Origin of the sequence: Brachybacterium sp. AOP24-D1-21 (assembly GCF_052378665.1) — a bacterium.
In the GTDB taxonomy this organism is placed as follows: Bacteria; Actinomycetota; Actinomycetes; order Actinomycetales; family Dermabacteraceae; genus Brachybacterium.
This window is the reverse complement of the sequence record NZ_JBQSXX010000002.1, coordinates 962,996-987,991: the sequence shown is the minus strand read 5'-3', so window position 1 is coordinate 987,991 and position 24,996 is coordinate 962,996. Positions and strand designations below refer to the sequence as shown.

The following is a 24,996-nucleotide window of genomic DNA, read 5'->3' as shown; positions in this document are numbered from 1 at the left end:
CTCTAGTCGGCGCCAGAATCCAAGCCGCTGACTCCGACCAGATGGCCCGCTCGCCTTTGATCGAGGCCCAGGAGGGCGACACCAATGTCGACCTACTTCGGCGCCGGGGGCCGGAACCCACGGCGTCAGGGCGCGTAGTCGATGCCGGTCATCATGCCGACCTCCTGGTGGTACGCGTTGTGGCAGTGCGCTGCCCACCGGCCCGGATTGTCCGCATCGAAGTCGAGAGCGAACGATTCGATGGGTGCCATCATCACCGTGTCCTTTCGGAGCCCCGATGGCAGGGCGATGGTATGCCCGTGGATGTGGAGGGGGTGACTCATCATCGTCTGGTTGGTCGCGATGATGCGCACCCGCTGCCCCTCACGGATGCTCAGTGGAGTGTTCTGCCCGTAGGGGGCGCCGTTGATGGCCCACTGGTACGGCTGCATCGAGCCTTGGAACGAGAGCCCGAGCTCGGTGTCAACTGCGCGGTCCTCGAGTCGCGCCGCCTCGGCCGGCTCCAGAGTAGATCCGATGAGGGCCTCCCCGTCGAGCTCTCGGACCCGGACGTCCGCAGCGGGCACTTCCCCGGCACCGGTCCTCAACACGGCGAGCCCCTGGCCGCCGCTGGTCTTCCCGACAGGACGCGCCACCAGAGGGAACATGCCGTCCTTCACGGTGACCACCACGTCGTACCGCTCGCCCATGCCGAGATAGAGCGCCTTGGCGGTGACCGGCTCGACGGCGAATCCGTCAGAGTGGGTGACAGAGAGATCGTGATCTCCGAGCGCGAGAGCGAAGATGGTGTCGGCGGAGGCGTTGATCAGGCGCAGGCGCACGCGCTGGCCGGGCTTCGCCTCGAAGATCTCCGGCGCTTCGGGGATCCGGCCGTTGAGGAGGAAGTGGGGGTAGGTCACGTCGCCGGCATCGCCCCAGGGCTCCTCGCCCATGGGCATGTCGCCGTGGTCCATGCCTCCGGATCCCCCGTCGGCGGGGTCGTCGCCCATTGGCATGTCGCCGTGGTCCATGCCGCCGGAATCCGAGGGGCTGGCACCGGTCAGCGCAGCCAGGACCTCATCGGGAGTCTGCCCGGTCCCATCGATCCAGTCATCGAGGGTCACGATCCATTCCGCGTCGTAGTCTCCGGGTTCGTCGGGGTCGTCGATGATCAGTGGGGCGTAAAGCCCGCGGTCGAGCTGCAGGCCGACGTGGGAGTGGAGGAAGTACGTGCCGGGATCGGGGGCGACGAATTCGTAGGTGTAGGAGGTGTTCGGCTCGACCGGATCTTGCGTCATCCCCGGCACCCCGTCGGCCGCATTGTGCAGTCGGATGCCGTGCCAGTGGATCGTGGAGGCCTCGGGCAGGCGGTTCTCGAGCGTGATCCGCAGCAGATCGCCAGCTGTGGCGCGGATCAGCGGCCCGGGGAGGCTCTCGCCGTATGCCCAAGTAGAGACCGTCTTCCCTCCGAGGTCCACCGTCGTCGGCGCCGCGGCGAGGGCCTGGGTGACGACATTCTGACCGGCCTTCGGCGTCAGGGCTGGAGGCGGCGGGAATGCTCCGGCGTCGGTCGAGGTGGTGCGGTTACCGCATGCCGCGAGCGTCAGGGCTGCTGCGCCGAGACCTCCGGTGAACACGGTGCGGCGGGAAACGGTCTTCACAGGTGCAGTCCTTCTCGAGTGAGGGGGTGGTGTCATGGCCGAAAAGCCGTCAGGACCAGTTGTCGCTGTTGTTCGAACTCGTTGGCCGTGATTTCGCCTCGTGCGAGGCGCAGTGAGAGTTCTCCGATCGCCTCGTTCTCGTCCCGCGCGCGTCGGGGGCGCCCGGGCAGCACGGTGCATGCCAGCAGCAGTGCCGAGGCCCAGAGGAGAGCGAGCAGACCGGCGACTATCACCCACATCAGCCACGACATCGCATCGGTAGGCATCATCGAGCAGCTCCCTTAGTGGGTCGAGTTCGTACGCGGCACGGTCCACATCAGATTCCCCCGGGGCGGGCGAAGTTCTCGTCGAGAGTTCCTCAAGATCTGGTCCAGATAGTCCGTCTGCGCCTCCGTAGACACGCGATCTCCAGGGACGGGGACCAGACTGGAGCCATGAGGAGTGAAACGGATCGAGCAGCGGCGATGGTTCTCGTCGTCGAGGACGAAGCCGCGCTGTCGGATGTGGTCCAGGCGTATCTCGTGAAGGCCGGCTACGCGACTGCGAGCGCGCGGAGCGGTCCGGAGGCGGTGGAGGCAGCCCGCACTCTGTCACCGGACGTGATCGTCCTCGATCTCGGCCTGCCCGGGCTCGACGGTCTGGAGGTGATGCGCAGGATCCGCGCCTTCTCCGACTGCTACGTGCTGATCACGACGGCACGGTCAGAGGAGGTGGACCGCCTGGTGGGGCTGTCGGTGGGGGCGGATGACTACCTCACCAAGCCGTTCAGCGTGCGTGAGCTCGTCGCTCGGGTCCAGGCCGTATTGCGCAGGCCCCGCGCCGATTCCGGGACGGCGTCTTCGGACACAGTGCGCACTTTTGGAGAGCTCGAGATCGACACAGCTGCCCAGGAGGTGCGGCTCGCCAGCCGGCCACTTCCGCTGACCCCCACCGAGAGGGGACTCTTGATGACCCTGGCGCTCAGTCCTGGCCAGGCCTTCAGTCGCAGACAGCTGATGGAGGCCGTCTGGGGAGACAGCTGGCTCGGAGATGACCATCGGAGGTGTCAAGTTTTCTGTGTAAGGGGCCGGTCGAACAGCCTCTCTGCCGGGTGGTCAGAGCGGAAGTCGGTTGGGGAACTGAACGGCGAAAGCATTGAGGGCTTGATGCCATCCCTGAGTGCCGGTTCCGAGCTGGCCACCGCGGCGGGTCTCGATGTTCCGGATCCCCAGATAGACCAGCTTCATCGCCGCCTCGTCCGACGGGAATGAGCCCCTCGTCTTGGTGATCTTCCGGAGCTGGTAGTTGATCGACTCGATCTGGTTGGTCGTGTAGATGACCTTCCGAATCTCGGGGGTGAACGCCAGGAACGGGATGAAGTCCTCCCACGCGTTCCGCCACGCCAGCACCGCCCCCGGCGCCTTGCTGCCCCAGGCCTCGGCAAAGGCCTCCAGGGCCAGCTCAGCGGCCGCCACGGTGGCCGCGGTGTAGATCGGGCGCATGTCCTTGGCCATGGTCTTGCGGTCCGTGTAGGAGGCGTACTTCATCGCCGAGCGCAGCAGGTGGACCACGCAGGTCTGGACCACGGTCTCGGGGTAGATGCTGTTAACCGCGGCCGGCAGCCCGGTCAGCCCATCGCAGCACAGGATCAGGATGTCCTTGGTGCCACGGTTGCGAATCTCGGTGAGGACGTTGGCCCAGAACTTCGCGCCCTCGGTGGCCCCCAGCCATAGGCCCAGGACCTGCTTGCGGCCCTCCATATCGACGCCTACGGCGACGTGGCAGGCCTTGTTGGTCACGACTCCGCCGTCGCGGATCTTGAGCCAGATCGCATCGATGTAGACGATCGGGTAGACCGACTCCAGGGGCCGGGACTGCCACTGGGCGACCTCGTCGGTGACGACGTCCGTGACCCTGGAGATCGTCGCGGCGGAGACCTTCGAGCCGTAGATCTCCTCGAGATGGGAGCCAATGTCGCGGGTGGTCATCCCGCGGGCATACAGCGACAGGACCATGTCCTCGACCCTGCCCAGTCGGCGGGTCCGCTTGGGCACGATCACGGGCTCGAACGAGCCGTTGCGGTCCCTGGGGACGGTGAGCTGCACTGGGCCCTGGAGGGTATGGATGGACTTGGTGGTCTTGCCGTTACGGGAGTTGCCCGTTCCGGCGCCGGCAGGGTCGCCGGACTCGTAGCCGAGGTGGTCGCTCATCTCGGTCTCCAGGGCCCGCTCCAGCACGGCCTGGGTCATCCGGGACAGCAGCTCCTCGACCCCGTGGCGGCCCTCTCCGAGGTCTTCGGCGGCGTTGACGAGGGCGTCGACCTGGTCGGCGCTCAGCACGCCCGCAAGAGGGTTCTGGGCATCAGCAATCTCGGTCATGTCATCGGTCCTTTTCAGAGGCGAGCCCGCAGGTCACACCTCGGTTAGAGACCGGACCCTTACACAGCTAATGAAACACCCTCTGACCATCTCGTCGATGTGCACATCGCCAACCTCCGACGAAAACTCGACGAGACGGCTGAGTCTGCACGGTTCGTCACCACGGTGCGCGGTATCGGGTACCGGATGGGGAAGGGGTGAGCTCGTGACCGCACCGAATACATCTGTGCGAACGGTTCGCCCTAGCACCAGCTTGGCCTCGCGCCTGATGATCGGCCAGCTCATCGTGCTGCTCGCCGGCGCGCTCACCATCACGGTGCTGACGGTGATCATCGGGCCCGCCGTCTTCCACTACCACCTGCTCCAGACCGATCTCCCGGTGGGCAGCGACGAGCTCGTCCACATCGAACGCGCCTACCGTGACGCGCTCGCACTTGCCCTCGGGGTCGGACTGGTGGTCTCCCTCCTGGCCGCCGGCCTGGTCACCTGGAACCTGGCACGACGACTCCGCCAGACGCTTCACGGCCTCACCTCGGCTGTCGATGAACTGTCCCGCGGCCACTACTCCACGCGCGTGCCCTCCGTCGGAGCCGGGACCGAACTCGACTCCCTGGCCGCCACGCTCAACGACATGGCAGCGCGCCTGGACGCCGTCGAGGAGACCCGACGCCAACTGTTCTCCGACCTCGCCCATGAGCTGCGCACCCCCATCGCCACCCTCTCGGCACATCACGAGGCGATGGCCGATGGCGTCATCGAGCCGGAGGCAGCCATGCCCATCCTCGCCAGCCAGACCATGCGACTTTCGCGGCTGGCTGACGACATCAGTGAAGTGTCCCGGGCCGAGGAGGGCCAGCTCCCGGTACAGCTGCACCCCCTCGCCGTCGACGACCTGCTGGAGTCGATACTCCCGGCATGGGATGAACGGTTCGAGACAGCGGGCGTGGCACTACGACGAGAAACGGCCCTGCCCCACTCCGTGACGATCCACGCGGACCCGGACCGCCTCGCCCAAGTCCTCGGAAACCTGCTGAGCAACGCTCTACGGCACACTTCCCCCGGAGGCACCGTCACGGTCTCGGCAGCCACCCACGGCAGCACGGTGGAGATCACGGTAGCGGACGACGGCGAAGGCTTCACCAATGAGGACCGGTCAAGCCTGTTCGAACGGTTCTTCCGCGCCGACAGCTCCCGCACCCGTGACAACTCCGGCTCAGGCATCGGCCTGACGATCAGCCGCGCCCTCGTCGATGCGCACGGCGGGACCATGGCCGCAGCCAGTGAGGGGCCCGGACAGGGAGCCACCTTCACCATTCGGCTTCCTCGTGCGACCGCTGACCGCTGAGCCCGCCGCGCACGGCGGAACGCACCCCTCAGACGATCGTAGTGAAGTTGCCGATCCGCACCTGCAGGAGAGCCATCCACTGCTCCCACACGCCGGTGACCAGCAGGAGTCCGATGGCGATGAGCACGGAGCCACCGACGATCTGTAGCGTGCGGCGATGCCGGGACAGCATTTTGGAGATGCCGAGGGCGCGCCGGAACACGAGGGCGAAGAGGATGAACGGGATCCCGAGCCCGATCGCGTAGCCGAACGCGAGGAGTGCGCCGCGGCTCGCGGAGGCCTCCCCGAGGCTGAGCGCGGCGACCGCGGCGAACGTTGGGCCGATGCACGGAGTCCAGGAGAAGCCGAACGTGATCCCGAGCAGGGGTGCGCCGGCGAGTCCGGCATCGGGGCGCTTCCGGATCCGTTTCTCACCGGAGAGACGGGGGAAGATTCCCACGAACACCAGTCCCATGAGGATCACCAGCACCCCGGAGATCCGATTGATCGCGCTGGTGTACTGGACCATCAATGACCCGAGGGCGCCGACGAAGCCGCCGATGACCAGGAACACCGCAGTGAATCCAGCCACGAACAGCACCGCGCCGGCGACCAGGCGCCACGGACGCTCGCCCGGATCACTGTTGCTACGCGGCCCGGTGCCCGGTCCGGTGAGGCCGGTGATGTATCCCAGGTAGCCGGGGACCACCGGGAGCACGCACGGTGAGAGGAACGCGACCAGACCGGCAACTTTCGACAGGAGAAGGGCTGCGGCCAGGGGTCCGCTCAGCACGGTGGTGGCGAAGAGTTCATCCATCAGGCACCCTCCGCCAGCACGGCATCCAAAAGGCTCTCGAGAGTGCTCTGGTCGGCTGCGCCCGTGATCCGGGCGGCTACTCGTCCTTCAGCATTGAGGATCAATGTCGTGGGGACCGCGTTGGGTGAGACGCTGCCGTCCATCGACGTGATCACGACCCCATCGGGGTCCGGGATGGAGGGATAGGTGATGCCGAAGGTCTTCTCGAATGCGGCGGCCGGTCCGGCCTTGTCGCGGGTGTTGACGCCCACGAACTCCACGCCCTGTGAACCATATTCGGAGTGCACGGCCTTCAGTGCTGGTGCTTCGACCCGGCACGGCGGGCACGAGGCGTACCAGACGTTGATCACCAACGGTGCACCGCGCAGCGCCGTGGAGTCGAAGTCGTCACCGCCGTACGTCGTTCCCCGGATCTCCAGAGAAGCGGCGCGGCCCTCAGGGGGGATCTCCACGACGACCCCGTCACCGGAGACGTACCCGGCGTTCGCCTCGCTCGCGGCATCCGAAGAACTGCTGCACGCCGCAAGTAAGGGAGCAAGGACGAATAGACCGCCGCTCAGGAGTGTGGTCCGCCGACTCGGGCCGACCCGAGCCCCGCTCCTCATGAATGGGTCGGTGACGGGGCGTCGAAGTGCGGTGCGGAGGCTTCGTCCGATCACGTCAGTTGAAGACTGGTCAGACAGGTCAGATCATCCTCCGCCTGGGTCGAGATGGACGCGGACCCCGTGTAGCCCTCGAGAGTGCACGTGAGCTCCGCTGTGATCCCGCGCGGCAGCCAGAAACCGATGAACCCGTTGTCGTGAGTGGTGCGAGTGCCCTCCTCGAGGATCTCGCCCGAGCTGCTGTCGACCACGCTCACAGTGAGCTCGCGGCTGCGGAGCTCCCCGCGGCACGTCGTCAGACTGTGGAGGGCGCACTCGTGGGTGGTCTCCACGAACGGGGCCACCGACAGGTAGAACTGATCCTGCGGGAGGGGCAGCTCGGCCTCCCGCCCTGCATCGTCTTGGAGCTGAAGAGACGTCGCAGTGACGCTGGCGATCAGGTTCTGCGGTCGCTCGGCCACCGGGAGCGCTTCGAGCCGGTCGATGATCTCGTGCGCGTCGGCGTCGGCGAAGCCATGTTCCTGGAGCAGCTCCTGATCATCCGTGATGGATGGGGGCTCGGACCCGACGGTGCCGCAGCCGGCGACCACGAGCGGGAACAGGACGGCACCGATCGAGACCGATCGTCGGGGCACCCGCACAGTGCGACGACCGGGCCCATCCCCGGAGGAAGCGAATGCACCTCGAGGGCTCGACGGGGTGGTCATCACGCAGGCTCGATCTCGCTCTCGACGACCCACTTGTGGTTCGTCATCATCATCCCGTCGGCTTCGTAGTCGACCATGTACACAGTCTCTTCGGTGGCTCTGTCGATGGTGGCTTCAGCACCCTCCATACCCGCCATGTGATCAGCGGTGATGACCACCTCGGTGCCCTCCGCCAGCGGTGCCTCGCCCGGGTTTTCGAGCTCTTCGTGAACGACCCACTTGTGGTCAGTGACCGGCTCGCCGCCGTCGGTCGGGGTGAAGCTGACCGAATAGGTCGTGGTGTCGAAGGCACCGGAGATCGTCGCCGTCGCTCCCTCCATGCCCTCCATGTGGTCCGCCGTGAGCGTCACCTCTGTGCCGACCGGGAACTCAGGATCCTCCGCAGGCGCCATCCCCTCCGGTGCAGGGCCGCCATCCATCGGGTGCTCCATGCCCCCGTGGCCACCACCATCGGACGCCTCCGAGGCTTCGGACCCACCGGACGTCTGACCGTCGTCAGACCCGCTGTCGGCGCAGCCGGCAAACACAATCGCACCGGTGAAGACGACCGCCGCGAGACGGCCGAAAGAGCGACGAGAACGCATAATTACTCCTAGTCAGAGGACACTTTGCGCCAGCCTACGACCCTCAGATCAAGGTCTCCTCAAGGCCAGGTCTGGACTTCTTGTGCACAACGTTGACCAGGCGGCTTGCGGCACCTCAGAACGAACGGTCTAATCACTTCTGCCTCCCGCGACGCCCCGGCTATCGTCGTCAGGGCGGGCGGGCAGCCGCCGGTCCGTTCGGAACGAGAAGGAGCACGATCATGACTCATCACGTCGCATCAATGCTTCAGACCTACCCGAAGGACTTCGGCGATATCGACCGGGAGAAACTCGCCGTATGCATCGAGGCCTGCGTCGAGTGCGCCCAGACCTGCACCGCCTGCGCGGACGCCTGCTTGGCCGAGGACATGGTGGCGGAGTTGACCCAGTGCGTCCGACGGAACCAGGACTGCGCCGACGTCTGCGAGACGACCGGCCGGGTCCTGTCCCGTCAGACGGGCAACAACGTGGCCCTCAACCGAGAGTTGCTCGAGGCTTGTCAGGCGGCGTGCCAATCCTGCGCCGAGGAGTGCGAGGAGCATGCGGGCATGCACGAACACTGCAAGGTCTGCGCCGAGGCTTGCCGTCGCTGCGAGCAGGCCTGCGCCGAGCTGCTGGCCTCGATCGGCTGACGACGCTGCCTCTGTACACAGAGGGAGCCCCGACCGGTGGTCGAGGCTGCCTCTGCGCTGGCGTTGTGGCGTGCGGTCAGCGGAAGGTGACGAAGGTGGGGTTGCCCCAGATGGTCCGCTCGGTGACAGCGCCCGGGGTGCGTCCCGCGTCGATGACCGTGTCGCCACCGGCGTAGATCCCGAGGTGGCCAGGCCACACCACGAGGTCACCGGGCTGGGCCTCGGACTTCGAGATCGTCGTGCCGGCCGCCACCTGCTGAGACGAGGTACGGGGCAGGTCGATACCGGCCTGCTCGTACGCGTAAGAGCTCAGGCCCGAGCAGTCGAAACTGACGCCCGGCTTAGAGGTGCCCCACGAGTAGGAGGCACCGATCTGTGAGCGTGCGGCGTCGACGATTGCCTGCTTCGAGTTCGTCGCAGACTTCGCAGGAGCGGGAACAGAGGTCCCGCCGCCCGAGATGGAAGCGCCGCCACCGTTCAGCGCGCCGCGGGTTTCCGGACCCACGACCCCGTCGATCTTCTGGTCATGCGAGCCCTGGAAGTCCTTCACGGCCCCGTGGGTGAGCTTGCCGAACTTGCCGTCGACGGCTATCGAGGCACCATGGTCGTTCAGCGCCGACTGCAGCTGCTCGACAGCTGTTCCCTCGGAGCCCCACCGCAGCTTCTCGGATGCCACGGCGGACTTCACGTGTACCGGAGCCAGCGCTGCCGGAGCGGCAGCCTGCGCAGCAACGGCAGAGGCGGCGGGCGAGACAGCGGGGGCGGCCTGAGCCGGGCCCGCGGCGAAAGCGGATCCGAGGAGGACCGTGCCGAGGACAGCGGCACCGCCGGTGCCCCGCAACGCGCGGCCAGCGGTCCCGACAGGCGTGACTGCTCGGCCGAAGGCGCGGTGGGTGTTGTTATGGGCCATGGTTCTACTCCGTAGGTTTCCCTCCTCGAGACGGGAGGGAGTCGATGACTTCGTCAGTGCCGCAGCGACGGCAGAGCGACCAGTGAAGCGCCAGCTCATTTCGTGGGCAGTGAAACCAACGTACGGGCTGGTTCGGCGGTTCTACGGAGGCATGGGGTGCCCTGCTTGAAGATTTAACCGCGGCTTTGCGCACGCTCTCCTGATACCCCCGGAGGGTAGGCCGGGCCTTTACCTGTACGGTCGAAAGGATGACGCGAGAGATCGAACGCATTCTCAAGATTGTCTTAAGGCAGCGCTGCACTCATCAGCGGACCCGTGCTGCAAGACATGCGCGGACGCACCACGGCCCGGCACCCATTGAGGGGTGTCGGGCCGAGCAGTGGATAGAGCGGAGTCAGTTCGCCTTGGCGTAAGCCTCACGGACATCGGCGCGGATGCGACCGCGCTCCGAGACCTCGTAGCCGTTCGCGACCGCCCACTGGCGGATCTTCGCGGCGTCGCCGCCGGTGCTGGCACCGGTGCCGCGCTGCGCGCGACCACCAGTGCGCCGCGCCAGAACGGTCCACTTCTCCAGCTCGGAGCGCAGCTGGCGAGAGTTGTCTTCATTCAGATCAATCTCGTACGAGACGCCGTCCAGCCCAAACGTCACTGTGTTCGTGGCATCCGAACCATCGATATCGTCAACGAGCAGAACCTGGGTCTTGCGAGCCATTGTGACCTCCAGTGATTAGAGTGATTGCGCGGACAGTGTAGGCACACTTCCCTTGAGGAGTCATGCATATTAGCGGTCACCGGGCGTTTCGGTAGTCTGCGAACTGTCGGCGAGAGATCGCGAGGATTTCATTGAGATGCGATCCGATCTCGCGGCGACCGGCCGGCTCCGTCACGCCGAGCTCTGCGACCAGCTCCTTGCGCGTAGGGAACTCTCCCTCGCAGTGATGCGCGAAAAACACCACCGCCACGCTCGCCATAGGGACCGGCTGACGCTTCGGCGCGCGTAGACGCGAAGCCTCTCGTTCGGCGTCTCTCCGCGCGCATTCGGCCACGATCGACCGAATCCGCGCAGTGCGCTCAGACGCCCCCTCATCCGGAACATCCGCCCAGGCCAGACGATCCTCACCGAACAAGGATGGATCCTCCAACGGTATCGAACGGGGCTCTTCCCGGTTCGTGGTGATGGGGAGCGTCGCGTCGTTGACGTAGAACGGCTCGTGGTCCTGCTGTGATGGGTGTTGTCAAGACATCCGAATCTCAGAGGACCACGAGCCTGTGCACGAGAGTACTGGTTCGCAGCGTGATGCTGCGAGCACGATCTTCAACTTGCCCAATTACCGCGTCATCGATGCCGTCGACCTGCCCGACGGGGGCCGGCGGGTGGTGATCGCCTCGACCGTCCCGCCGGGCTGTCCGTCCTGCGGCGTGCTGGCGACGAAGGTCCATTCCCGCCGGTCACAGCAGGTCCGGGACGTTCCCGTCGCTGGCGCAGCGGTGGTGGTGTGGGCCAAGCGGCGCTGGTTCTGTCTGGAGCCGGCCTGTGCCCGGGGCACGTTCGCCGAGGCCACCGAGCAGATCCCGCGATACGCACGCTCGACGACCCGACTGCGGGACCAGGTCGTCTCTGCCGTGATCCGTTCCGGCCGTGCAGCCTCCGAGGTGGCCCGGGCCCACGGCGTCTCGTGGTGGCTGGTCCAGGCCGCCCTCAGCGCCGCCGCAGTGGTCCTGCCTGACGTCGACGACGTGCGGGTCAGGCGTCTGGGGGTCGATGAGCACCGCTACCGGTCAGTGCGCTGGTTCCGCACCGACGAGGGCGCTTGGAGACGGTTCGAGCCGTGGATGACGACGCTGGTCGACCTGGCCACCGGGCAGGTCCTCGGCATCGTCGACGGCCGGGACTCCAGGGCCGTCGGGGATTGGCTCGCGCAGCGCTCTGAGCAGTGGCGGGAGCGGATCGAGATCGTCGCGATCGATCCCTCGGCCGCGTTCCGCAAGGCGCTGCGGACCTGGCTGCCTCGCGCCGCGGTCTCGGTCGACAAGTTCCACCTGGTCAAGCTCGGGAACGACATGGTCACCACCGTCAGGCAGCGCCTGGCCCGCACCCATCGCGGTCGTCGGGGCCGCAAGGACGACCCGGCCTGGGCCCACCGGATGCTGCTGCTGCGCGGCGGCGACACCCTGACCCCGAGGGCGTGGGAGCGGTTGGAGAGGGTGTTCCGCACCGACGACCCCACCGACGAGCTCTCGGCCTCCTGGGGCATCAAGGAGCAGCTCCGACGCCTGCTGGCCACCGACACTCTCGCCCAGGCCTGGCAGGAGCGGATGCGGATGGGCTACTTCGTCCAGATCGCGAACATGCCCGAGGCCACGAAGCTCTACGACACCGTCGTGACCTGGTGGGACGCCATCGAGGTCCTCATCGTCACCGGCGCAACCACCGCGAAGGTCGAAGCGGGCAACACCGGCATCAAGAACATCAAACGCACCGGCCGCGGATTCCGCAACGCGGAGAACTACCGGACGCGTATCCTGCTCACCAGCGCCGCGAGAACCGTAGCGTGAATACCCGCCACAGCAGGGTCATTCACCACGAACCGCGAAGAGCCTCGAACGGAGGCTGCCGAGACCCCGGATCGTGATCAGGACGGACTGCCGCGCGGCGTCCTTTCGAGTCGCGTACATGCGAGTGTTGTGGAAGTCGACGAGCTCAGCATCGGACGGAGTGCGTGCATGCTCGGTCTCGAACAGTTCACGGGAACGCTTCACCAGCTTCGCCCGACGATCATGAGAGCTGTCGCCCGGGACCCCGGCAGTGCCATTGAGTAGACCCTTCCGTCGGTCTTCTCGGATCCAGTACCGCGTCTCCGCCTCCAAGATCGTCGGCAGGTTTCGTGAGTAGTTGAACACACTGCTGGTCCCCGGCCCGGACTTCGCCCTCCACCGCGTCTCGAGCATTCTCATCAGCGCATCTCCGAAATAGGAGAGGACCAGATCCTTGTCGTGGTAGTCCAGACGCGAAATATGCTGCGCCCTCTTCAGGACCCGCGCAATTTCGCTTTCATGTGTGTACAAAAATTCATCGAGAAGGGCGCGCTTCTCGACCCGCTTCCGGGCGTGGAGGATCTGACACATCTCGGCCTTCCACGGCGTCTCGAGCGTGTCCCGATCGCAGTCGCAGCGACGATGATGATCAGCCCGCCGGCGGACCCTCGCAGTGGTGTTCAGCAACAGCGCGGTCATCGTGCATCCTCCCTGGGAAGCGGGGCGGCGGCGAAGGGGAATCCCGGCCAGACGGTGAGGTCCTGGGCCTGCCGGATCAGGCCATGGGCGATAAATGCATCCAGCACCGCCAGCAGGCGCCGTCCGCGCGCCTGCTCGTCGAGGATGTAGGCGAGGGTGACGTGCCCGTTCGCGGTGCGGGACTCGGTGGCCTCGAGGATGTGCAGCACCTGGGCGATGACGGCGCGGGCGCGTGCGGCGCCGATCCCCGGGCCGGCGGTGATGATCTGCTCCAGGCGCAGACGCAGCAGCGGCTTCTCGCCAGACGCCGCGGCGGCGATGATCGCCTCCCACGGGGTGATCGTGCCGTCCGTGATCAGCTGCAGGAGTTCACCGCGCGCTGCGTTGGCGACTCGTCGCTGGCTGATGAGCAGGGTCATGTCGATCTCGCCGGTGGGGTGCTCAGACATCACTGGCCTCCGCGATGTTGCGGACGGCGGTGGATTCGAGCGACGGGGCGACGGTCAATGCTCGGATGGCGCGGGTGGTGGACACCCGGTCAGTGGGGTGGAGGTCGTTGTAGCGGTCGATGATCTGCTCGAGGCCGGCGCCGGTGCCGAGTGAGCGGGCGACGCGACAAACTCGAGGGCCTACTTGGGGATCGCCGATGGCGACGCGGACCTGGTCGCCGAGGTCCCGGCGGATCTGGGTGGTGAGGTACCGGATCGGGTCGACGTTCCGGGTGGTGGCCGGGTCCAGGCAACGGTCCAGGGAGCGCAGTATGCGACTGTCCGGGCCGGCAGCGCCGTAGAGCACGTGGGTGACGACGAGGTCGAGCTGTTGATCATCAAGCAGCCTCACCACGGTCTCGTGCTCCTCGATGCCGGTGATCTCCCGGCAGATCGACGTCGCAACCTGATGGACGCTCTCGTGGGCGAACTGCTCCAGGTGCGCGAGCATCGTCCACCGTGCGAGCTCACCGCGCTCGATGAACTCATCGAGCAGTCGCGTCGCCTGATACGCGGACAGCACGGGTGCACGGTGCGCGGGCCGCTGAACTGGTCAGATCGGGTTTGCGACGTCGTTTACCGATGCGAACGGCTCGACCGGGAGCGGGAGCGGTTGCGCACTCGACGGCTGAAGCGTGAACCGGTCCGGGCGGCCGACGTGGCACGCGTGTACTTCGCGCACCATGCGATCGGAGAGTTCCCCACGCGGCGCGAGATCATCGAGAGGCTCAGGATCACCGAGCCCGCAGCGCGGCGCGACTTGAGCGCGCGGCTACAGGAAGTCCTGGACGTGGCACGAGAACTCTTCGCCGACTACCGCCGCACCACTTGACTAACCAGTACGCAACGGCCAACTTCGGGCCGCAGACTAGTTGTACCGAGCACCCTAGATGAGAGTCGATTCATGGTCACCAGGGCAAACGTCGAAGACTGGGTGATCCGCAATCGGATCGTGCACACCGACATGGATATTGATGAGATCGCGGGCATCATCAGTCGCACTGACAACCTGGCTCCAGTATCTGAGCTGGTGAGGTTGTTCAGGCGAGGAGAGGTCTCACGGGCGGCTCTCACATTCTTCTTGCCACGAGTCTGGGTGGGGCTCGAGGCGAACAGTCAGGTACCGGTCGAGACTTGGAGGGCGATGTTCGAACACATCGCTTACACGGAAGACGGCATCGTCAAGTCTCGCCCGCGACGGTCTGTGCGTGCTTTCCGCGGCGCGACCGAAGCCAACCGTGCAGGGCTTTCCTGGAGTCTCGACCCTCGCCAAGCTGAGTACTTCGCCCGTGAGCGCCAAGCGCCAAGGGATAGAACCGGTCGGGTTTGGGTCGTCAATATCCCCGCCGATCGGGTCTTCGCGCGAGTCTTGGAGGGCATGGAAAAGGAGATCGTCGCCGATGTGAGGGGCCTAAGGATCCTTCCAGTTGAACAGGAGGCTCAGTTACCGACCCTGCGCTGGTGGTCGCGGCGATGAGCTTTTAGGACTGCGGCTGCAGAGGCTCAGACCAGCAGCGACATGGACTCCAGTGCCCGATGGCGGAACAGGGTGTTGGGCCGATCGAGGCTCGGGCCGGCGTCGGCCCCGATCGAATCGATCACCTGGGTGAGCGAGCCGAACGAGACTCCGCCCACCTGCTCGATCTCCGTCGGGGCCGCTGCGAGCTTCGTGGGCACGATGTATCCGTGGACGTCGGCGGTCCGGCCGTAGCGCCCGCGGAGTACCTGCACCTCATCGCGAACGACGTTGCGATGCACTTGGCCGTCCGCGATGATCTCGGATCCGGAGATCTCCAGGCCGTCGGCGCCGAGCGGAGGGATCGCGATCAGGTGCACGGACCGGCCGACGACGACGGCGACCTGCGACCGGACCGGGGAGGTGCTGGGTCGCGGGGTCACCCGGTCGGGCAGCAGGATCACGCGCACCCCGTCACGGTGGCCGAATGCTCCCTTGAGGGCGCCGAGCTGCCGCTCGATATCGGTGTTCCGGGACCCGAGCGAGGTCGTGCCCACCTGCGTGATGAATGAGGAGTCGATGATGTTGTCCTCCTGGGTGGAGCGGGACAGGACGACCCCGAAGGACAGGTAGGTCGTGGTCGTGCTCGCAATGAGGCACAACGGGCTGCCGAGCATGGGCAGGGGCGTGCCGGCGTCGAGATAGATGCAGACAGCGCCAGCGAAAGCGACCAGCAGCGTCAGGAGGAGTCCCCAGCGGTGGAAGATGCTTCGCGTGATCACCAGGAGCGACCAGACCAGATGCGCTCCCAACCCGCACAGCAGCGCCACCGGAGTCGAGACCGCTCCGATGCGAGCCAGCGGCAGTCCGAGCGTCGCAGCGGCTGCCGCCCCGGCTGCTGCCCACGCCACGAAGGCGACCATGAGAAATATCGTGAAGAGTGGCCGACGGCGCGGTGACTTCGCGTCGGCGCCGCTCGGAAGATCGTGGACTGGGATGTACCAGTCCCACGCGGTGGGGTCGACGTCCAGCATCGAGGATGCTCGAGTGCCGCGCTCGGGATGGAACACGCGACGCCGAGGCGCTGTCGGCGCCGATGCCGATGCCGGTGACGGATCGGAGGCGGCAGCGGGGGACTGGGGTGCCAGGGTGCGGTCGTAGGCGGCCCGCCTGGAAGCATTGGCCAGGACGTTGTACGCGGAGCTGACGTGCTTGGCGAGCTCGTCGTCCCCTCCAGCGTCACCGTGCAGCGCCCGCATCTGGGTGCGGAACGCTGCAGTGATGTCGGCTCTCGAGGCGTCGCGGGACACGCCGAGGGTCTCGTAGTGCGTCAGTGCCACGTCGCCTCCTCCCTCCGTCCGTCCTGTGCTCCGCGCCAGTGGGCGAAACCCGCTCCTCGCGGGACGTTCTCGCTATCGCGGCCAGTGCACGGCCAGGGCATGCACTCCGCGCTGATCAGCGAGTGGCACGGAGGATCAGCCCAGCACGAGCGGCGCGATGAGGCTCGGGTCCTTCCGGTCGAGTGTGCGGACGTTGTTCACGGCCCGGTCGACCGGGTGGGTCACCAGCGACCCCGCGATCTTCTCGGACAGGTCGCCCAGCATCCCGTGCAGGTTCTCCCGCTCGTCCTTCTCGAGCTTCCCCGGTGCCAGCCACTCACTCATGAGCTCCTCGTCCAGGAACGCTGGCATCCGGTCATGGACATCACCAGCAGCGTCTCGAGCCTCGCGGGTAATGATCGTGAAGCTCACGTCCCAGTCGCCGTCGCCGTTCTGCTCGACCGTAGTCAGGCCCGCAGCGTGGAGGAGACGCTCATCGGTGGCGTGAACGTAGTAGGGCTGCTTGCCGTTGTCCATCTCGACCCACTCGAAGTAGCCCGACATCGGCACCACGGCGCGAGAGCTCGCAAACCCAGCCCGGAACATGCCGTTCGTGTGCACGGTCTCGAAGCGGGCGTTGATGGGCCGTGGCCCTTTCTCCTTGGCCCATGCGGGCTTGTAGCCCCAGCGCGCGAACTCCAGCGTTCGTTGAACCTCCCCGGCATCCTTGTCGTAGTGCTCGCGGACCACCGGGGCCGTCGTCCGGGGTGCGACGCTGAAGACCGGCTCCCAGTCGAAGTCTCGTGCCGGGTGCGCGGCATATGAGTGCAGCAGCCCCTGGGCATCGACCTCGAGCACGTAGCGACCACACACGGCCGGCCTCCTTCGGCGTAGGTGGCCACGATGGTACTGCTCGCTTCGACGGCGAACGGGGCGGCATCGTGATTCCCGAACCGATCCACGCGCTGTGGCGACCGCATCTCATGCCACGGCCGCTCGGCCGATGGGGCTGGTGACAGAGGACCCCGAGGAGTTTGGTCCTCGGGGTCTCGCCTATGCCGTGATGGCCTTGCTCATGGCCGATGATCTCCAGGCGGTCGGCTGATCAGCCCGGAGTGCGGTTACGCGACCGACAGCGGCGTCATGCCGAGTCGCTGAGCGGCAGTCTCCGCAGTCGCCTTCGGTGCCGACGGGTGAGCGGCCAGGTAGCGCAGGGTCTCCGGGGCCGCGTTCGGTGCGGAGGAGGCGTGGAAGATCGCGTTGCGGTCGGTCAGCCGACGGGCGATCCGGTCGATGAACTCGGGGGAGAGGTCATGGCGACGCGTGACGGGGTAGGTCAGCCACCGCTGGTCGAGGTCGATCAGGTGCTCCAGCGTGACCTCGGAGGTTGAAGGGTTGTGCGCGATCTTCCGCAGCACCTCGCCGGTGACCTCGGTGCGGGCCAGCTCGTCCAGCACCTCGGGGTCGTCGCTGAACTCGGCAGTCCGAAGAAGGACCTGCACAGCGGGCGGTTCGTCGACGGGATGGGGTGCGGCGTGCTGGACGATGGCGGTCATGGCGGCTCCTGCTCCTCGTTACCCGGCCCGTCCGGGTACTGGTGCAGTGGGCGCGAGCACCGCGTGACAGGACAGGTGCCCGGCTGGGTGTGAGGCGCTCGTGGTCGGACTCGAGTTCAGGAAGCGTGGCGGCAGCCGGCCGCGGTGTGCATGCGGGACCTGGGCGTCAGGACTGCAAGGGAAGCACCGCGCCGCCGGTGCCGACACGAGCCCGACGGCCGAGCCACCGGGCATTCTCGACAGCCTTCGAAGGGCGGGAGGTGAGGTCGCTCAAACGGTGGTCGATAGTAACCGAGATGGTCCGTCCGGTGATCTCGCGGCCGCGGCGATCGGTGCGCAGCGGGATCGGATCGCCGAGGCCTTCGAGGTGCCCGGTGGCGATGACGAACGACCGTACGCAGAGCAGGACGTCGCGACCCGCAGAGGAGCCTGGGAGCCTGTGCGGTCCCTCGACGCCGTGGGACAGCTCGTCGTCGCTCATGTCCGCGATCCGCTGCACCGTGGGGTCGACATCCATGCGGATCACGAGATGGCCCGGGGTGTCGGTGGTCTTGGCGGCGACCTCGCCACTGGCGGCCAGTGCCCGCACGGCCTCGAGGTTGAGACGGGTTATCAGCCCGTGATCGACCAGGTGCGCGAGGGAGGATCGGTCGATGTCGGCGATGCGCGCGGCGAGGGCCACGGGGATCTGCTCGTCGGGATTCGGTTTGGTGCTGCGGACGGTCGGCTTCAACAAAGCATTCCATACCCGAATCGTCATTTCGAGTGGCACGCAGATTGTGCACGATGCCCGGGAAGTGAGCGCTACTCGGAATGTGGCCGCTGCATGATTGGCGGTGGATGCAAGGAACTGTGGACTGCACAGATACTGGTACCCCGGATGCTAGCGGACATGCCAATCTCCCTGTAGGCGGACACGGATTTCCCTGCTGACGGACAGTTGATCTCCCTGTCTGTGGTCCTGGGATCGGGCCGTGTCGGTCCCGAAATGCGCGTCCCTCCGGGGTTTGCTCGAGGTCTTCTACCACCACGAGCAGGTACCCACCGGAGGGACGCATGAAGAAGTCTGACAGGGAGATCATGGAAATTCTGGAGGCGTTCGACGCCACGGGGTCCGCGCATTCGGCGGCGGGGCTGGCGGGGGTGGATGCGAAGACGGTGCGGCGTTACGTCGCTGCCCGGGATGCGGGGGCGCCGGTGATGGGGCCGGGCCGGCGGCCGCGGATGCTGGATGGGTTCTTGCCGAAGATCGAGGAGTGGGTCGAGCGCAGTAGCGGCAAGGTCCGCGCGGACGTGGTCCATGAACGGCTGGTCGCGCAGGGGTTCACGGGGACGGAGCGAACTACTCGGCGGGCGGTCGCACGAGCCAAGGCGGCGTGGCGGGCCGGGCACCGGCGCACTTACCGGCCGTGGATCACCGAGCCGGGGCTGTGGCTGCAGTTCGACTGGGGTGAGGGTCCGAAGGTGCCCGGCCCGGACGGGACGCCGCGGCGGACGTGGCTGTTCTGCGCGTGGCTGGCCTTCTCGAGGTTCCGGGTGGTGATCCCGGTCTGGGACCAGACCCTGCCCACGCTGATCACGTGCCTGGATGCGACGCTGCACCGCCTGGGCGGGGTCCCGACCTATGTCCTGACCGACAACCCGAGGACCGTCAGCATCGATCACGTGGCCGGGGTCCCGGTGCGGCATCCGCAGATCGTCGAGGTCGGCCGGCACTACGGCATGCAGGTCCATACCTGCGTCCCTTTCGATCCGGAGTCCAAGGGCGGGACCGAGGCGACGGTGAAGATCGCGAAGGCGGATCTGGTGCCCACCGACGCGAACCTCCGCGCCGACTACGCCTCGTTCGCCGAGCTCGAGACCGCCTGCGAGACGTTCACCCACAAGGTCAACGCCCGCAGGCATCGAGAGTCCGCACGGATCCCGGCCGAGGCCCTGGCCGAGGAACGTGCCCGCCTGCACGTGCTGCCGGCGGCTCCTCACACGATGGCGCTGGGCCAGACCCGGTCGGTGGGCACCGATCAGACGGTGCGGTTCGGATCGGTGCGCTACTCCACGCCGCCGGGCCTGGTCGGGGCCGAGGTCTGGGTCCGCGCCGCGGGGATGGAGCTGGTGATCATCGCCGACCTCGACGCCCTACCCACCCTCCCGGACTGGGCCGGGGACCGACGCGGGCTGGTCGAGGTCGCCCGCCATCGCCTCTCCACCCCGGGCACTCCCCGGATCGACCTGGCCCACTATCCCGACCATCCCCAGGACCCGACCGGCGCTCCCCGCGTTCCGCGGCCCCGGGCCCGCACCAGCGCCGAGCGGGACTTCCTCGCCCTGGGAGATGGGGCGAGGGCCTGGCTGATCGAGGCCTCTGCCGCCGGGACAGTGCGGATCCGGGCGAAGATGACCGCCGCGCTCGAGCTGGCCGCCCTGGTCGGCACCGATCAGGTTGATGCCGGACTCGGGATCGCCGCGACCGCCGGACGCTTCGCCGAGGGTGACCTGGCCACCATCGTCGACCACCACTTAAGCGGTGCCGCGGTCGCAGACCTGGTCATCGCTGATGAGACCCACTCCGCCCAGCCCGGCACCACCAGCTGGGCCGGATTCACCACCACCACGAGCATGGAGACCACCCGATGACCGTCACCACGACGATGACTGCCCCGCCGCTGCCCGAGGACCTGACCACGGTCCTGAAGCGCATGCGCATGCCCTACCTCCGTGCTGCCGCCCCGGACGTGCTGGCCACCGCGAAAGCGCAGCGATGGGACCCCACCGAGGTCCTCCGCGTCCTTCTGGCTGAAGAGGTCCGGGGGCGGGACGCGGCCACCAAGGCGATGCGCCGCAAGAGCGCCGGCCTGCCAGCCGGGAAGACCTTCCAGACCTGGCAGGAGACCGCCTCCTCCATCCCCGCCCCGACCCAGTCGGCGCTGGCGACCCTGGAATGGATCCACCGCGCTGAGAACCTCGCCATCAGCGGGCCCTCCGGCACCGGGAAGACCCACTTCGTCGAGGCGATCGCCCACCAGGTGATCGACGCCGACATGCGCGTTGCCTGGTTCACCCTGGAATCGCTGACCACCGCGATCGGACGGGCCAGCGTCGATGGGTCGATCAACAAGGTCATCGCCCGGATCACCCGCGCCGACCTGATCGTCGTTGACGACATCGGCATGCTCCCGGCAGGGCAGGCCGCCGCCGAAGCGTTCTACCGCCTCGTCGACGCTACCTACGAACGGCGGAGCCTGGCCGTGACCAGCAACCTCCACCCCGCCGGGTTCGACACCTTCATGCCCAAGACCCTCGCCACCGCGACCGTCGACCGGCTCCTCCACCACGCCCACGTCCTCACCACCGAGGGCACCTCGATGCGACTGGCCGAGGCCACCGCCGGACGCGGTGTCGTCCCTTTGACCTAACCCCGCAGGGAGATCAACTGACCGCCGACAGGGAGATGAACTGTCCGCGGACAGGGAGATCAAACGTCCGCCCACAGGGAGATCCCGATGTCCCTTGACACCGGAATCGTTCAATGTCCGGTAACAGCCATTATCGGACATTGAGTTCACGTGTCACACGAAACCCATCAACAGAGAGCCGGACACCTCTTCAGCAATCAGCTGGAGGAGCTTGACGCATAGAACTTGAGCACTCCGCAGATGGTGCCCGCACGGCCAAATATGCGTTTCGGTGCAGCGGGATGGCTTCCCACCGCGGCGTGGGTCCTGTTCGCCCTGACGGGTAGCCGCGGTGCAGGGGCACTTCGAGGCGTACGTGGAAGGTGACCCGGTGGATGACCCGTGAGGGCGCAGCGCTATCGATGCCCCGGCAGCCGAGAGTGGCCGCGCCGACACTGCCGCAGTTCTTCCCCACGTGTGAGCTCCGACGGGAAGGGCAGCCTTGCGACGGGCGAGCCGGCCTGCCTGGTCTTGAGTCGCGGCGACGAGAGAACCTGGGGGAGACCCTGGCCCTGGCCACCAGCCGGCCCCGTTCTGTGCTCGCCCCGCGTGCCCCTGGTCCGAGTGCGGCACTCGAACGTCGATCGCCGTCGTGATGGTGACCCCGAGGCTCGTGCGGTCTCCAGCCGGCGCGACTCTAGCGGTCACATCGCCGCCAAAAAGACAACGCCCTGGCGAGAAACTTGTTCTCACCAGGGCATTTGTCGGGCTGACAGGATTTGAACCTGCGACCCCTTGACCCCCAGTCAAGTGCGCTACCAAGCTGCGCCACAGCCCGAGATCTTGCGTGATCCTCCGTCACCGGAGGACCGAGGATCACAGTACCCCGAGCAAGCCCCTAGGAGCCAATCGGGAGGTGCGTGACCTGCGGCACCTGCGCCGTACCCGCCCGCGAGGACGCGGATGCGATAGTGGGCGCAGGCCGTGCCCCCGCCATGGCCGAGACCATCCACCCAGCGGGACCCGACGCGCAGGAGGATCGATGATGACCGACGAGCAGCAGTTGCAGCGCTGGCGAGAGGCCCTCGCGGAGCAGCCGACGGGGTGGGACGTCTCCGCCCTCGCCGGCTTTCGGGAGACGGAGCCGCCGTGGCGGTGGCGCACCCTGGTGGAGAACCTCGCCCCGATGGCGGACCGGGTGCTGGACCTGGGCACCGGCAGGGGAGAGGTGCTCGCCTCCCTCGCGGATGTGCTGCCGGAGGGGACGACCGCGACCGAGGGACGGGCCTCCCACCTGCCTGCCGCCCGGGAGCGCCTGACGCCGCTGGGCATCGAGGTCCACGAGCACGACCCGGAAGCCGCCGGATCGCGCCTGCCCTTCGCCGACGCCGCCTTCGGACTGGTGCTGAACCGTCATGGAGCCTTCGACGCGACGGACGTCGCCCGGCTGCTCCGCCCCGGCGGCACCTTCCTCACCCAGCAGGTGGGCGGAGACGACGGCCACGAGATCCGCGAGCTGTTCGGCATGGATGATCCGAAGGAAGAGGAGACTCTCGAGGGCACGGTCCACGCACTCACCAGAGCCGGCCTGCGCGTGGACCGTTCAGACACCTTCCACGGCCACTTCGAGTTCGACGATGTGCCGACCTTCCTGCGCTACCTGCGCCGGGCCCCCTGGGATGCCCCGGAGGACTTCGATGTCGACGGCTACCGGGACATGCTCGAACACCTCCAGGCGCAGGTGCGGAAGGGACCTTTCTCCGCCACCGTGAGCAGATACCTGGTCCAGGCGAGCGCGCCCGAGACGCCAGATGCCGGCCGCACGGACTTCTCGGCCCTGCTCGGTGAGCAGCTGGATGTCCCGCGGGTCTGACGGCTCCGCACTGCTGCCGCTCCTAGACTGCTGACATGCGCGAACGCGAGCATGAGACCCCGCACGGCGAGACCCCGTACTCGCCGACCTCGCTGCTGCGCGCACTCACTGCGGACCCGTACGGCGTGGACACTCTGCGCAAGGACGATCACCCGGCTGCCGAGGCCGCGCCGCCTGACAACCGGATCATGCGGGGGGTGACCCTGCTGCTGGCACTGGCGCTGGGCTTCGCAGTCGCCGTCTCGGTGCTGGATCTGCGCCACGAGGCCGGCGCGGCGGACGGCCCGCGCGCCCTGCTCGAGCAGGAGGTCCTCGAGACTCGGGCCGAGGCCGAGCAGCTGGAGGAGCGCCAGGCCGAGCTGGAGGCACAGATCGCCGACGCCCAAGGGACCGTCCTCGACAGCACCGACGCCGGCGCGTCAGAGCGCCTGGCCAGCTACGAGCAGGCCGGGGGAGGAGTGCCGCTGAGCGGCCCGGGAACGGTCCTGGAGCTCGAGGACTCCGCTCCGCTGCCGTCGAGCCCCGGCGGCGGTGCCGGCACCGTGAACCGGGTGACCGACGGTGACCTGCAGATCGCCGTGAACGGACTGTGGGCCGCCGGCGCGGAGGCCATCGCCATCAACGGCCAGCGCATCACCAGCACCACCGCGATCCGGACCGCGGGCTCCGCGGTCCTGGTCGACTTCCGCCCCCTGTCTCCGCCATACCGGATCACGGCGCTCGGCGACTCCGAGCAGCTGCACTCCGGGGTGCTCGAGGCTGAGACCGGCGAATACCTCACGGAGATCTCGACCCGTTTCGGAATCCGGATGTCCTGGGAGGATGGCGAGGAGCTCACCGTTCCGGCGCGCGCGGTGGGCATCCTCCAGGAGGCCTCGGTGCTCGACGACGAGACCCAGGGCGCCCCGGACACCCCGCCGACCCCCAGCTCGAACCAATCATCGACCGCCGGCAGCGGCGCCGAGGAGGAGTCCCCATGATCGCCATTCTCGGACTGGTGCTGGGCATCGTGCTCGGCGTCGTCGTCCAACCCGATGTCCCCGCTGTGCTCCAGCCCTATCTCCCGATCGCGGTGGTGGCGGCCCTGGACACCCTCGCCGGCGGCCTGCGGGCGAGCCTCGACGGCGCCTTCGACTCCCACGTCTTCATCACCTCGTTCCTGTTCAACGTGCTGATCGCCTCGTTCCTGGTCTTCCTGGGCGATCAGCTCGGAGTCGGCTCGCAGCTCTCGACCGCCGTGATCGTGGTGCTCGGGATCCGCATCTTCTCGAACGCGGCAGCGATCAGACGTCTGCTGTTCCGGTCATGAGCGACGGCACCCGCACTCCCGACTCCCCGACGCAGCAGAAGCTGGTCTGGCGTCGGCTGCGCGACACCCTCCGCCCGCAGGCGAATCTCTCCCAGCTGATCGTGGGGCTGCTGTGCCTGCTGCTGGGGCTCTCGATCGCCGCCCAGGTGCGGCAGGGCGATGAGTCCCTCGAGGGCGCGAGCCAGCAGGAGCTGGTGCGCCTGCTGGATGAGTCGGGGAGGCACGCCGCCGATCTCGAGGTCGAGAACGCGGAGCTCGATCGCACCCTGGAGGCGCTGCGCTCCGGCCAGGAGGATGACGTCGCGGCGCAGAATGCGGCCGAGGAGCGGCTGGAGGACCTCGAGATCCTCGCCGGGACCGCCCCGGCCAAGGGCCGGGGAGTGGTGGTCTCGATCGCCGATCCGAACGGCGAGCTGCGCGCGTCCACGCTCCTGGGAGTGATCCAGGAGCTGCGCAATGCCGGGGCAGAGGTGATCCAGATCGAGGATGTGCGGGTGATCGCCTCGAGTTCGATCACCACCGCCCCCGCAGGCGGCTTGCTGGTGGACGGAACGCCGATCGAAGCGCCCTATGAGATCCGAGCTATCGGGGACCCCTCCGTGATGGAGCCGGCGCTGCGGATCCCGGGCGGGGCGGCGGACTCGGTCGCAGGCGACGGCGGAACGCTCGCGGCGACCGCCGACGACGCGGTCCGGGTGGAAGCCACCGTCGCGCTGAAGGACCCCGAACACTCCCGAGTGGTCAAGTGATCGTCAATTCTTGGCGTCTCCCCGCCTGGAAGGTCCCCTGCAGGGCG

At 67.3% G+C, this 24,996-nt stretch carries 27 protein-coding genes, 1 tRNA gene and 2 pseudogenes; 13 read left to right on the top strand and 17 right to left on the bottom strand.

Going from position 1 to position 24,996, the window contains the following annotated elements:
* Positions 1-125: 125 nt before the first annotated feature.
* Together ACT3UF_RS19245 and ACT3UF_RS19240 are read right to left on the bottom strand one after the other, a co-directional pair.
* Positions 126-1,640: a multicopper oxidase family protein gene (locus ACT3UF_RS19245; protein ID WP_442332564.1), complete on the bottom strand. Its 1,515-nt coding sequence runs from the start codon at positions 1,638-1,640 to the stop codon at positions 126-128.
* Between the two features lie 32 nt (positions 1,641-1,672).
* Positions 1,673-1,909, bottom strand: a complete 237-nt coding sequence (locus tag ACT3UF_RS19240) for an SHOCT domain-containing protein (RefSeq protein WP_442332563.1) — start codon at positions 1,907-1,909, stop codon at positions 1,673-1,675.
* Between the two features lie 165 nt (positions 1,910-2,074).
* Here ACT3UF_RS19240 and ACT3UF_RS19235 point away from each other — a divergent pair.
* A pseudogene (locus ACT3UF_RS19235) lies at positions 2,075-2,662 on the top strand (response regulator transcription factor); the annotation flags it as partial.
* Positions 2,663-2,734: 72 nt separating this feature from the next.
* On the opposite strand, the gene ACT3UF_RS19230 reads toward ACT3UF_RS19235, so the two are convergent.
* Positions 2,735-3,997, bottom strand: a complete 1,263-nt coding sequence (locus ACT3UF_RS19230; protein ID WP_193119625.1) for an IS256 family transposase — start codon at positions 3,995-3,997, stop codon at positions 2,735-2,737.
* Between the two features lie 81 nt (positions 3,998-4,078).
* Between ACT3UF_RS19230 and ACT3UF_RS19225 the strand changes: the two are divergent.
* Both ACT3UF_RS19225 and ACT3UF_RS19220 read left to right on the top strand, forming a co-directional pair.
* A pseudogene (locus ACT3UF_RS19225) lies at positions 4,079-4,198 on the top strand (winged helix-turn-helix domain-containing protein); the annotation flags it as partial.
* A gap of 67 nt (positions 4,199-4,265) precedes the next feature.
* Positions 4,266-5,342: a sensor histidine kinase gene (locus ACT3UF_RS19220; protein WP_442332562.1), complete on the top strand. Its 1,077-nt coding sequence runs from the start codon at positions 4,266-4,268 to the stop codon at positions 5,340-5,342.
* Between the two features lie 28 nt (positions 5,343-5,370).
* Here the strand turns inward: ACT3UF_RS19220 and ACT3UF_RS19215 are convergent, their stop codons facing one another.
* The 4 genes from ACT3UF_RS19215 to ACT3UF_RS19200 all read right to left on the bottom strand — a co-directional run bounded on the left by ACT3UF_RS19215 (position 5,371) and on the right by ACT3UF_RS19200 (position 8,031).
* The gene (locus ACT3UF_RS19215; RefSeq protein WP_442332561.1) at positions 5,371-6,138 is read right to left on the bottom strand and encodes a cytochrome c biogenesis CcdA family protein; all 768 of its coding nucleotides are present in this window, start codon (positions 6,136-6,138) and stop codon (positions 5,371-5,373) included.
* Positions 6,138-6,590, bottom strand: a complete 453-nt coding sequence (locus ACT3UF_RS19210) for a TlpA family protein disulfide reductase (protein WP_442332560.1) — start codon at positions 6,588-6,590, stop codon at positions 6,138-6,140. Before ACT3UF_RS19210 ends, ACT3UF_RS19215 begins: the two co-directional genes overlap by 1 nt.
* 203 nt (positions 6,591-6,793) lie before the next feature.
* Positions 6,794-7,375: a CueP family metal-binding protein gene (locus ACT3UF_RS19205; RefSeq protein WP_442332559.1), complete on the bottom strand. Its 582-nt coding sequence runs from the start codon at positions 7,373-7,375 to the stop codon at positions 6,794-6,796.
* A 71-nt stretch (positions 7,376-7,446) separates the two neighbouring features.
* Positions 7,447-8,031, bottom strand: coding sequence for a YdhK family protein (locus ACT3UF_RS19200; RefSeq protein ID WP_442332558.1), 585 nt, complete (start codon positions 8,029-8,031; stop codon positions 7,447-7,449).
* A gap of 221 nt (positions 8,032-8,252) precedes the next feature.
* Here ACT3UF_RS19200 and ACT3UF_RS19195 point away from each other — a divergent pair, with 221 nt between their 5' ends.
* Positions 8,253-8,663: a four-helix bundle copper-binding protein gene (locus ACT3UF_RS19195; RefSeq protein ID WP_442332557.1), complete on the top strand. Its 411-nt coding sequence runs from the start codon at positions 8,253-8,255 to the stop codon at positions 8,661-8,663.
* Positions 8,664-8,739: 76 nt separating this feature from the next.
* Here the strand turns inward: ACT3UF_RS19195 and ACT3UF_RS19190 are convergent, their stop codons facing one another.
* Together ACT3UF_RS19190 and ACT3UF_RS19185 are read right to left on the bottom strand one after the other, a co-directional pair.
* Positions 8,740-9,573: a C40 family peptidase gene (locus ACT3UF_RS19190; RefSeq protein ID WP_442332556.1), complete on the bottom strand. Its 834-nt coding sequence runs from the start codon at positions 9,571-9,573 to the stop codon at positions 8,740-8,742.
* A 394-nt stretch (positions 9,574-9,967) separates the two neighbouring features.
* On the bottom strand, positions 9,968-10,285 hold the full coding sequence (locus tag ACT3UF_RS19185) for a histone-like nucleoid-structuring protein Lsr2 (RefSeq protein ID WP_442332555.1): 318 nt from the start codon (positions 10,283-10,285) through the stop codon (positions 9,968-9,970).
* 557 nt (positions 10,286-10,842) lie between these two features.
* Here ACT3UF_RS19185 and ACT3UF_RS19180 point away from each other — a divergent pair.
* Positions 10,843-12,129: an ISL3 family transposase gene (locus tag ACT3UF_RS19180; protein ID WP_073884858.1), complete on the top strand. Its 1,287-nt coding sequence runs from the start codon at positions 10,843-10,845 to the stop codon at positions 12,127-12,129.
* Between the two features lie 18 nt (positions 12,130-12,147).
* Here ACT3UF_RS19180 and ACT3UF_RS19175 read toward each other — a convergent pair whose 3' ends face one another.
* Genes ACT3UF_RS19175 through ACT3UF_RS19165 form a run of 3 tightly spaced genes read right to left on the bottom strand, consistent with a single transcriptional unit; the run spans position 12,148 to position 13,746 of the window.
* The gene (locus tag ACT3UF_RS19175; protein WP_444608460.1) at positions 12,148-12,807 is read right to left on the bottom strand and encodes a hypothetical protein; all 660 of its coding nucleotides are present in this window, start codon (positions 12,805-12,807) and stop codon (positions 12,148-12,150) included.
* On the bottom strand, positions 12,804-13,256 hold the full coding sequence (locus ACT3UF_RS19170; RefSeq protein ID WP_444502785.1) for a hypothetical protein: 453 nt from the start codon (positions 13,254-13,256) through the stop codon (positions 12,804-12,806). Before ACT3UF_RS19170 ends, ACT3UF_RS19175 begins: the two co-directional genes overlap by 4 nt.
* Complete coding sequence (locus tag ACT3UF_RS19165; RefSeq protein ID WP_442332881.1) at positions 13,249-13,746, bottom strand: hypothetical protein; 498 nt, start codon at positions 13,744-13,746, stop codon at positions 13,249-13,251. The genes ACT3UF_RS19170 and ACT3UF_RS19165 overlap by 8 nt, the downstream gene beginning before the upstream one ends.
* Here ACT3UF_RS19165 and ACT3UF_RS19160 point away from each other — a divergent pair.
* On the top strand, positions 13,717-14,127 hold the full coding sequence (locus ACT3UF_RS19160; protein ID WP_442332882.1) for a hypothetical protein: 411 nt from the start codon (positions 13,717-13,719) through the stop codon (positions 14,125-14,127). The genes ACT3UF_RS19165 and ACT3UF_RS19160 overlap by 30 nt on opposite strands.
* Before the next feature lie 72 nt (positions 14,128-14,199).
* Positions 14,200-14,772: a hypothetical protein gene (locus ACT3UF_RS19155; protein ID WP_442332883.1), complete on the top strand. Its 573-nt coding sequence runs from the start codon at positions 14,200-14,202 to the stop codon at positions 14,770-14,772.
* A gap of 26 nt (positions 14,773-14,798) precedes the next feature.
* On the opposite strand, the gene ACT3UF_RS19150 is transcribed toward ACT3UF_RS19155, so the two are convergent.
* The 4 genes from ACT3UF_RS19150 to ACT3UF_RS19135 form a co-directional block, all read right to left on the bottom strand.
* The gene (locus ACT3UF_RS19150) at positions 14,799-16,091 is read right to left on the bottom strand and encodes a J domain-containing protein (protein WP_442332884.1); all 1,293 of its coding nucleotides are present in this window, start codon (positions 16,089-16,091) and stop codon (positions 14,799-14,801) included.
* Between the two features lie 135 nt (positions 16,092-16,226).
* Positions 16,227-16,943: an SOS response-associated peptidase gene (locus ACT3UF_RS19145; RefSeq protein WP_444502784.1), complete on the bottom strand. Its 717-nt coding sequence runs from the start codon at positions 16,941-16,943 to the stop codon at positions 16,227-16,229.
* Between the two features lie 248 nt (positions 16,944-17,191).
* Positions 17,192-17,626 carry a hypothetical protein gene (locus tag ACT3UF_RS19140; RefSeq protein ID WP_444502783.1) on the bottom strand — a complete coding sequence of 145 codons (435 nt, stop codon included), beginning with the start codon at positions 17,624-17,626 and terminating at the stop codon, positions 17,192-17,194.
* A gap of 166 nt (positions 17,627-17,792) precedes the next feature.
* Positions 17,793-18,359, bottom strand: coding sequence for a hypothetical protein (locus ACT3UF_RS19135; protein WP_444592610.1), 567 nt, complete (start codon positions 18,357-18,359; stop codon positions 17,793-17,795).
* 323 nt (positions 18,360-18,682) lie between these two features.
* On the opposite strand from ACT3UF_RS19135, the gene istA reads away from it, so the two are divergent.
* The gene (gene istA, locus ACT3UF_RS19130; RefSeq protein WP_444607959.1) at positions 18,683-20,260 is read left to right on the top strand and encodes an IS21 family transposase; all 1,578 of its coding nucleotides are present in this window, start codon (positions 18,683-18,685) and stop codon (positions 20,258-20,260) included.
* Positions 20,257-21,039, top strand: coding sequence for an IS21-like element helper ATPase IstB (gene istB / locus ACT3UF_RS19125; RefSeq protein WP_193119620.1), 783 nt, complete (start codon positions 20,257-20,259; stop codon positions 21,037-21,039). Before istA ends, istB begins: the two co-directional genes overlap by 4 nt.
* A 743-nt stretch (positions 21,040-21,782) precedes the next feature.
* Here istB and ACT3UF_RS19120 read toward each other — a convergent pair.
* Positions 21,783-21,856, bottom strand: a tRNA-Pro gene (locus ACT3UF_RS19120).
* A gap of 204 nt (positions 21,857-22,060) precedes the next feature.
* Here ACT3UF_RS19120 and ACT3UF_RS19115 point away from each other — a divergent pair.
* From ACT3UF_RS19115 to ACT3UF_RS19100, 4 genes are read left to right on the top strand one after another with little or no spacing between them, the layout of a single operon-like run.
* A complete protein-coding gene (locus ACT3UF_RS19115) occupies positions 22,061-22,891 on the top strand; it encodes a class I SAM-dependent methyltransferase (RefSeq protein WP_441445558.1) in 831 nt (276 codons plus the stop codon).
* A gap of 35 nt (positions 22,892-22,926) precedes the next feature.
* The gene (locus tag ACT3UF_RS19110) at positions 22,927-23,871 is read left to right on the top strand and encodes a DUF881 domain-containing protein (RefSeq protein ID WP_441445559.1); all 945 of its coding nucleotides are present in this window, start codon (positions 22,927-22,929) and stop codon (positions 23,869-23,871) included.
* Complete coding sequence (locus ACT3UF_RS19105) at positions 23,868-24,200, top strand: small basic family protein (protein WP_441445560.1); 333 nt, start codon at positions 23,868-23,870, stop codon at positions 24,198-24,200. The genes ACT3UF_RS19110 and ACT3UF_RS19105 overlap by 4 nt, the downstream gene beginning before the upstream one ends.
* Positions 24,197-24,949, top strand: coding sequence for a DUF881 domain-containing protein (locus ACT3UF_RS19100; RefSeq protein WP_441445561.1), 753 nt, complete (start codon positions 24,197-24,199; stop codon positions 24,947-24,949). Before ACT3UF_RS19105 ends, ACT3UF_RS19100 begins: the two co-directional genes overlap by 4 nt.
* Positions 24,950-24,996: the final 47 nt, after the last annotated feature.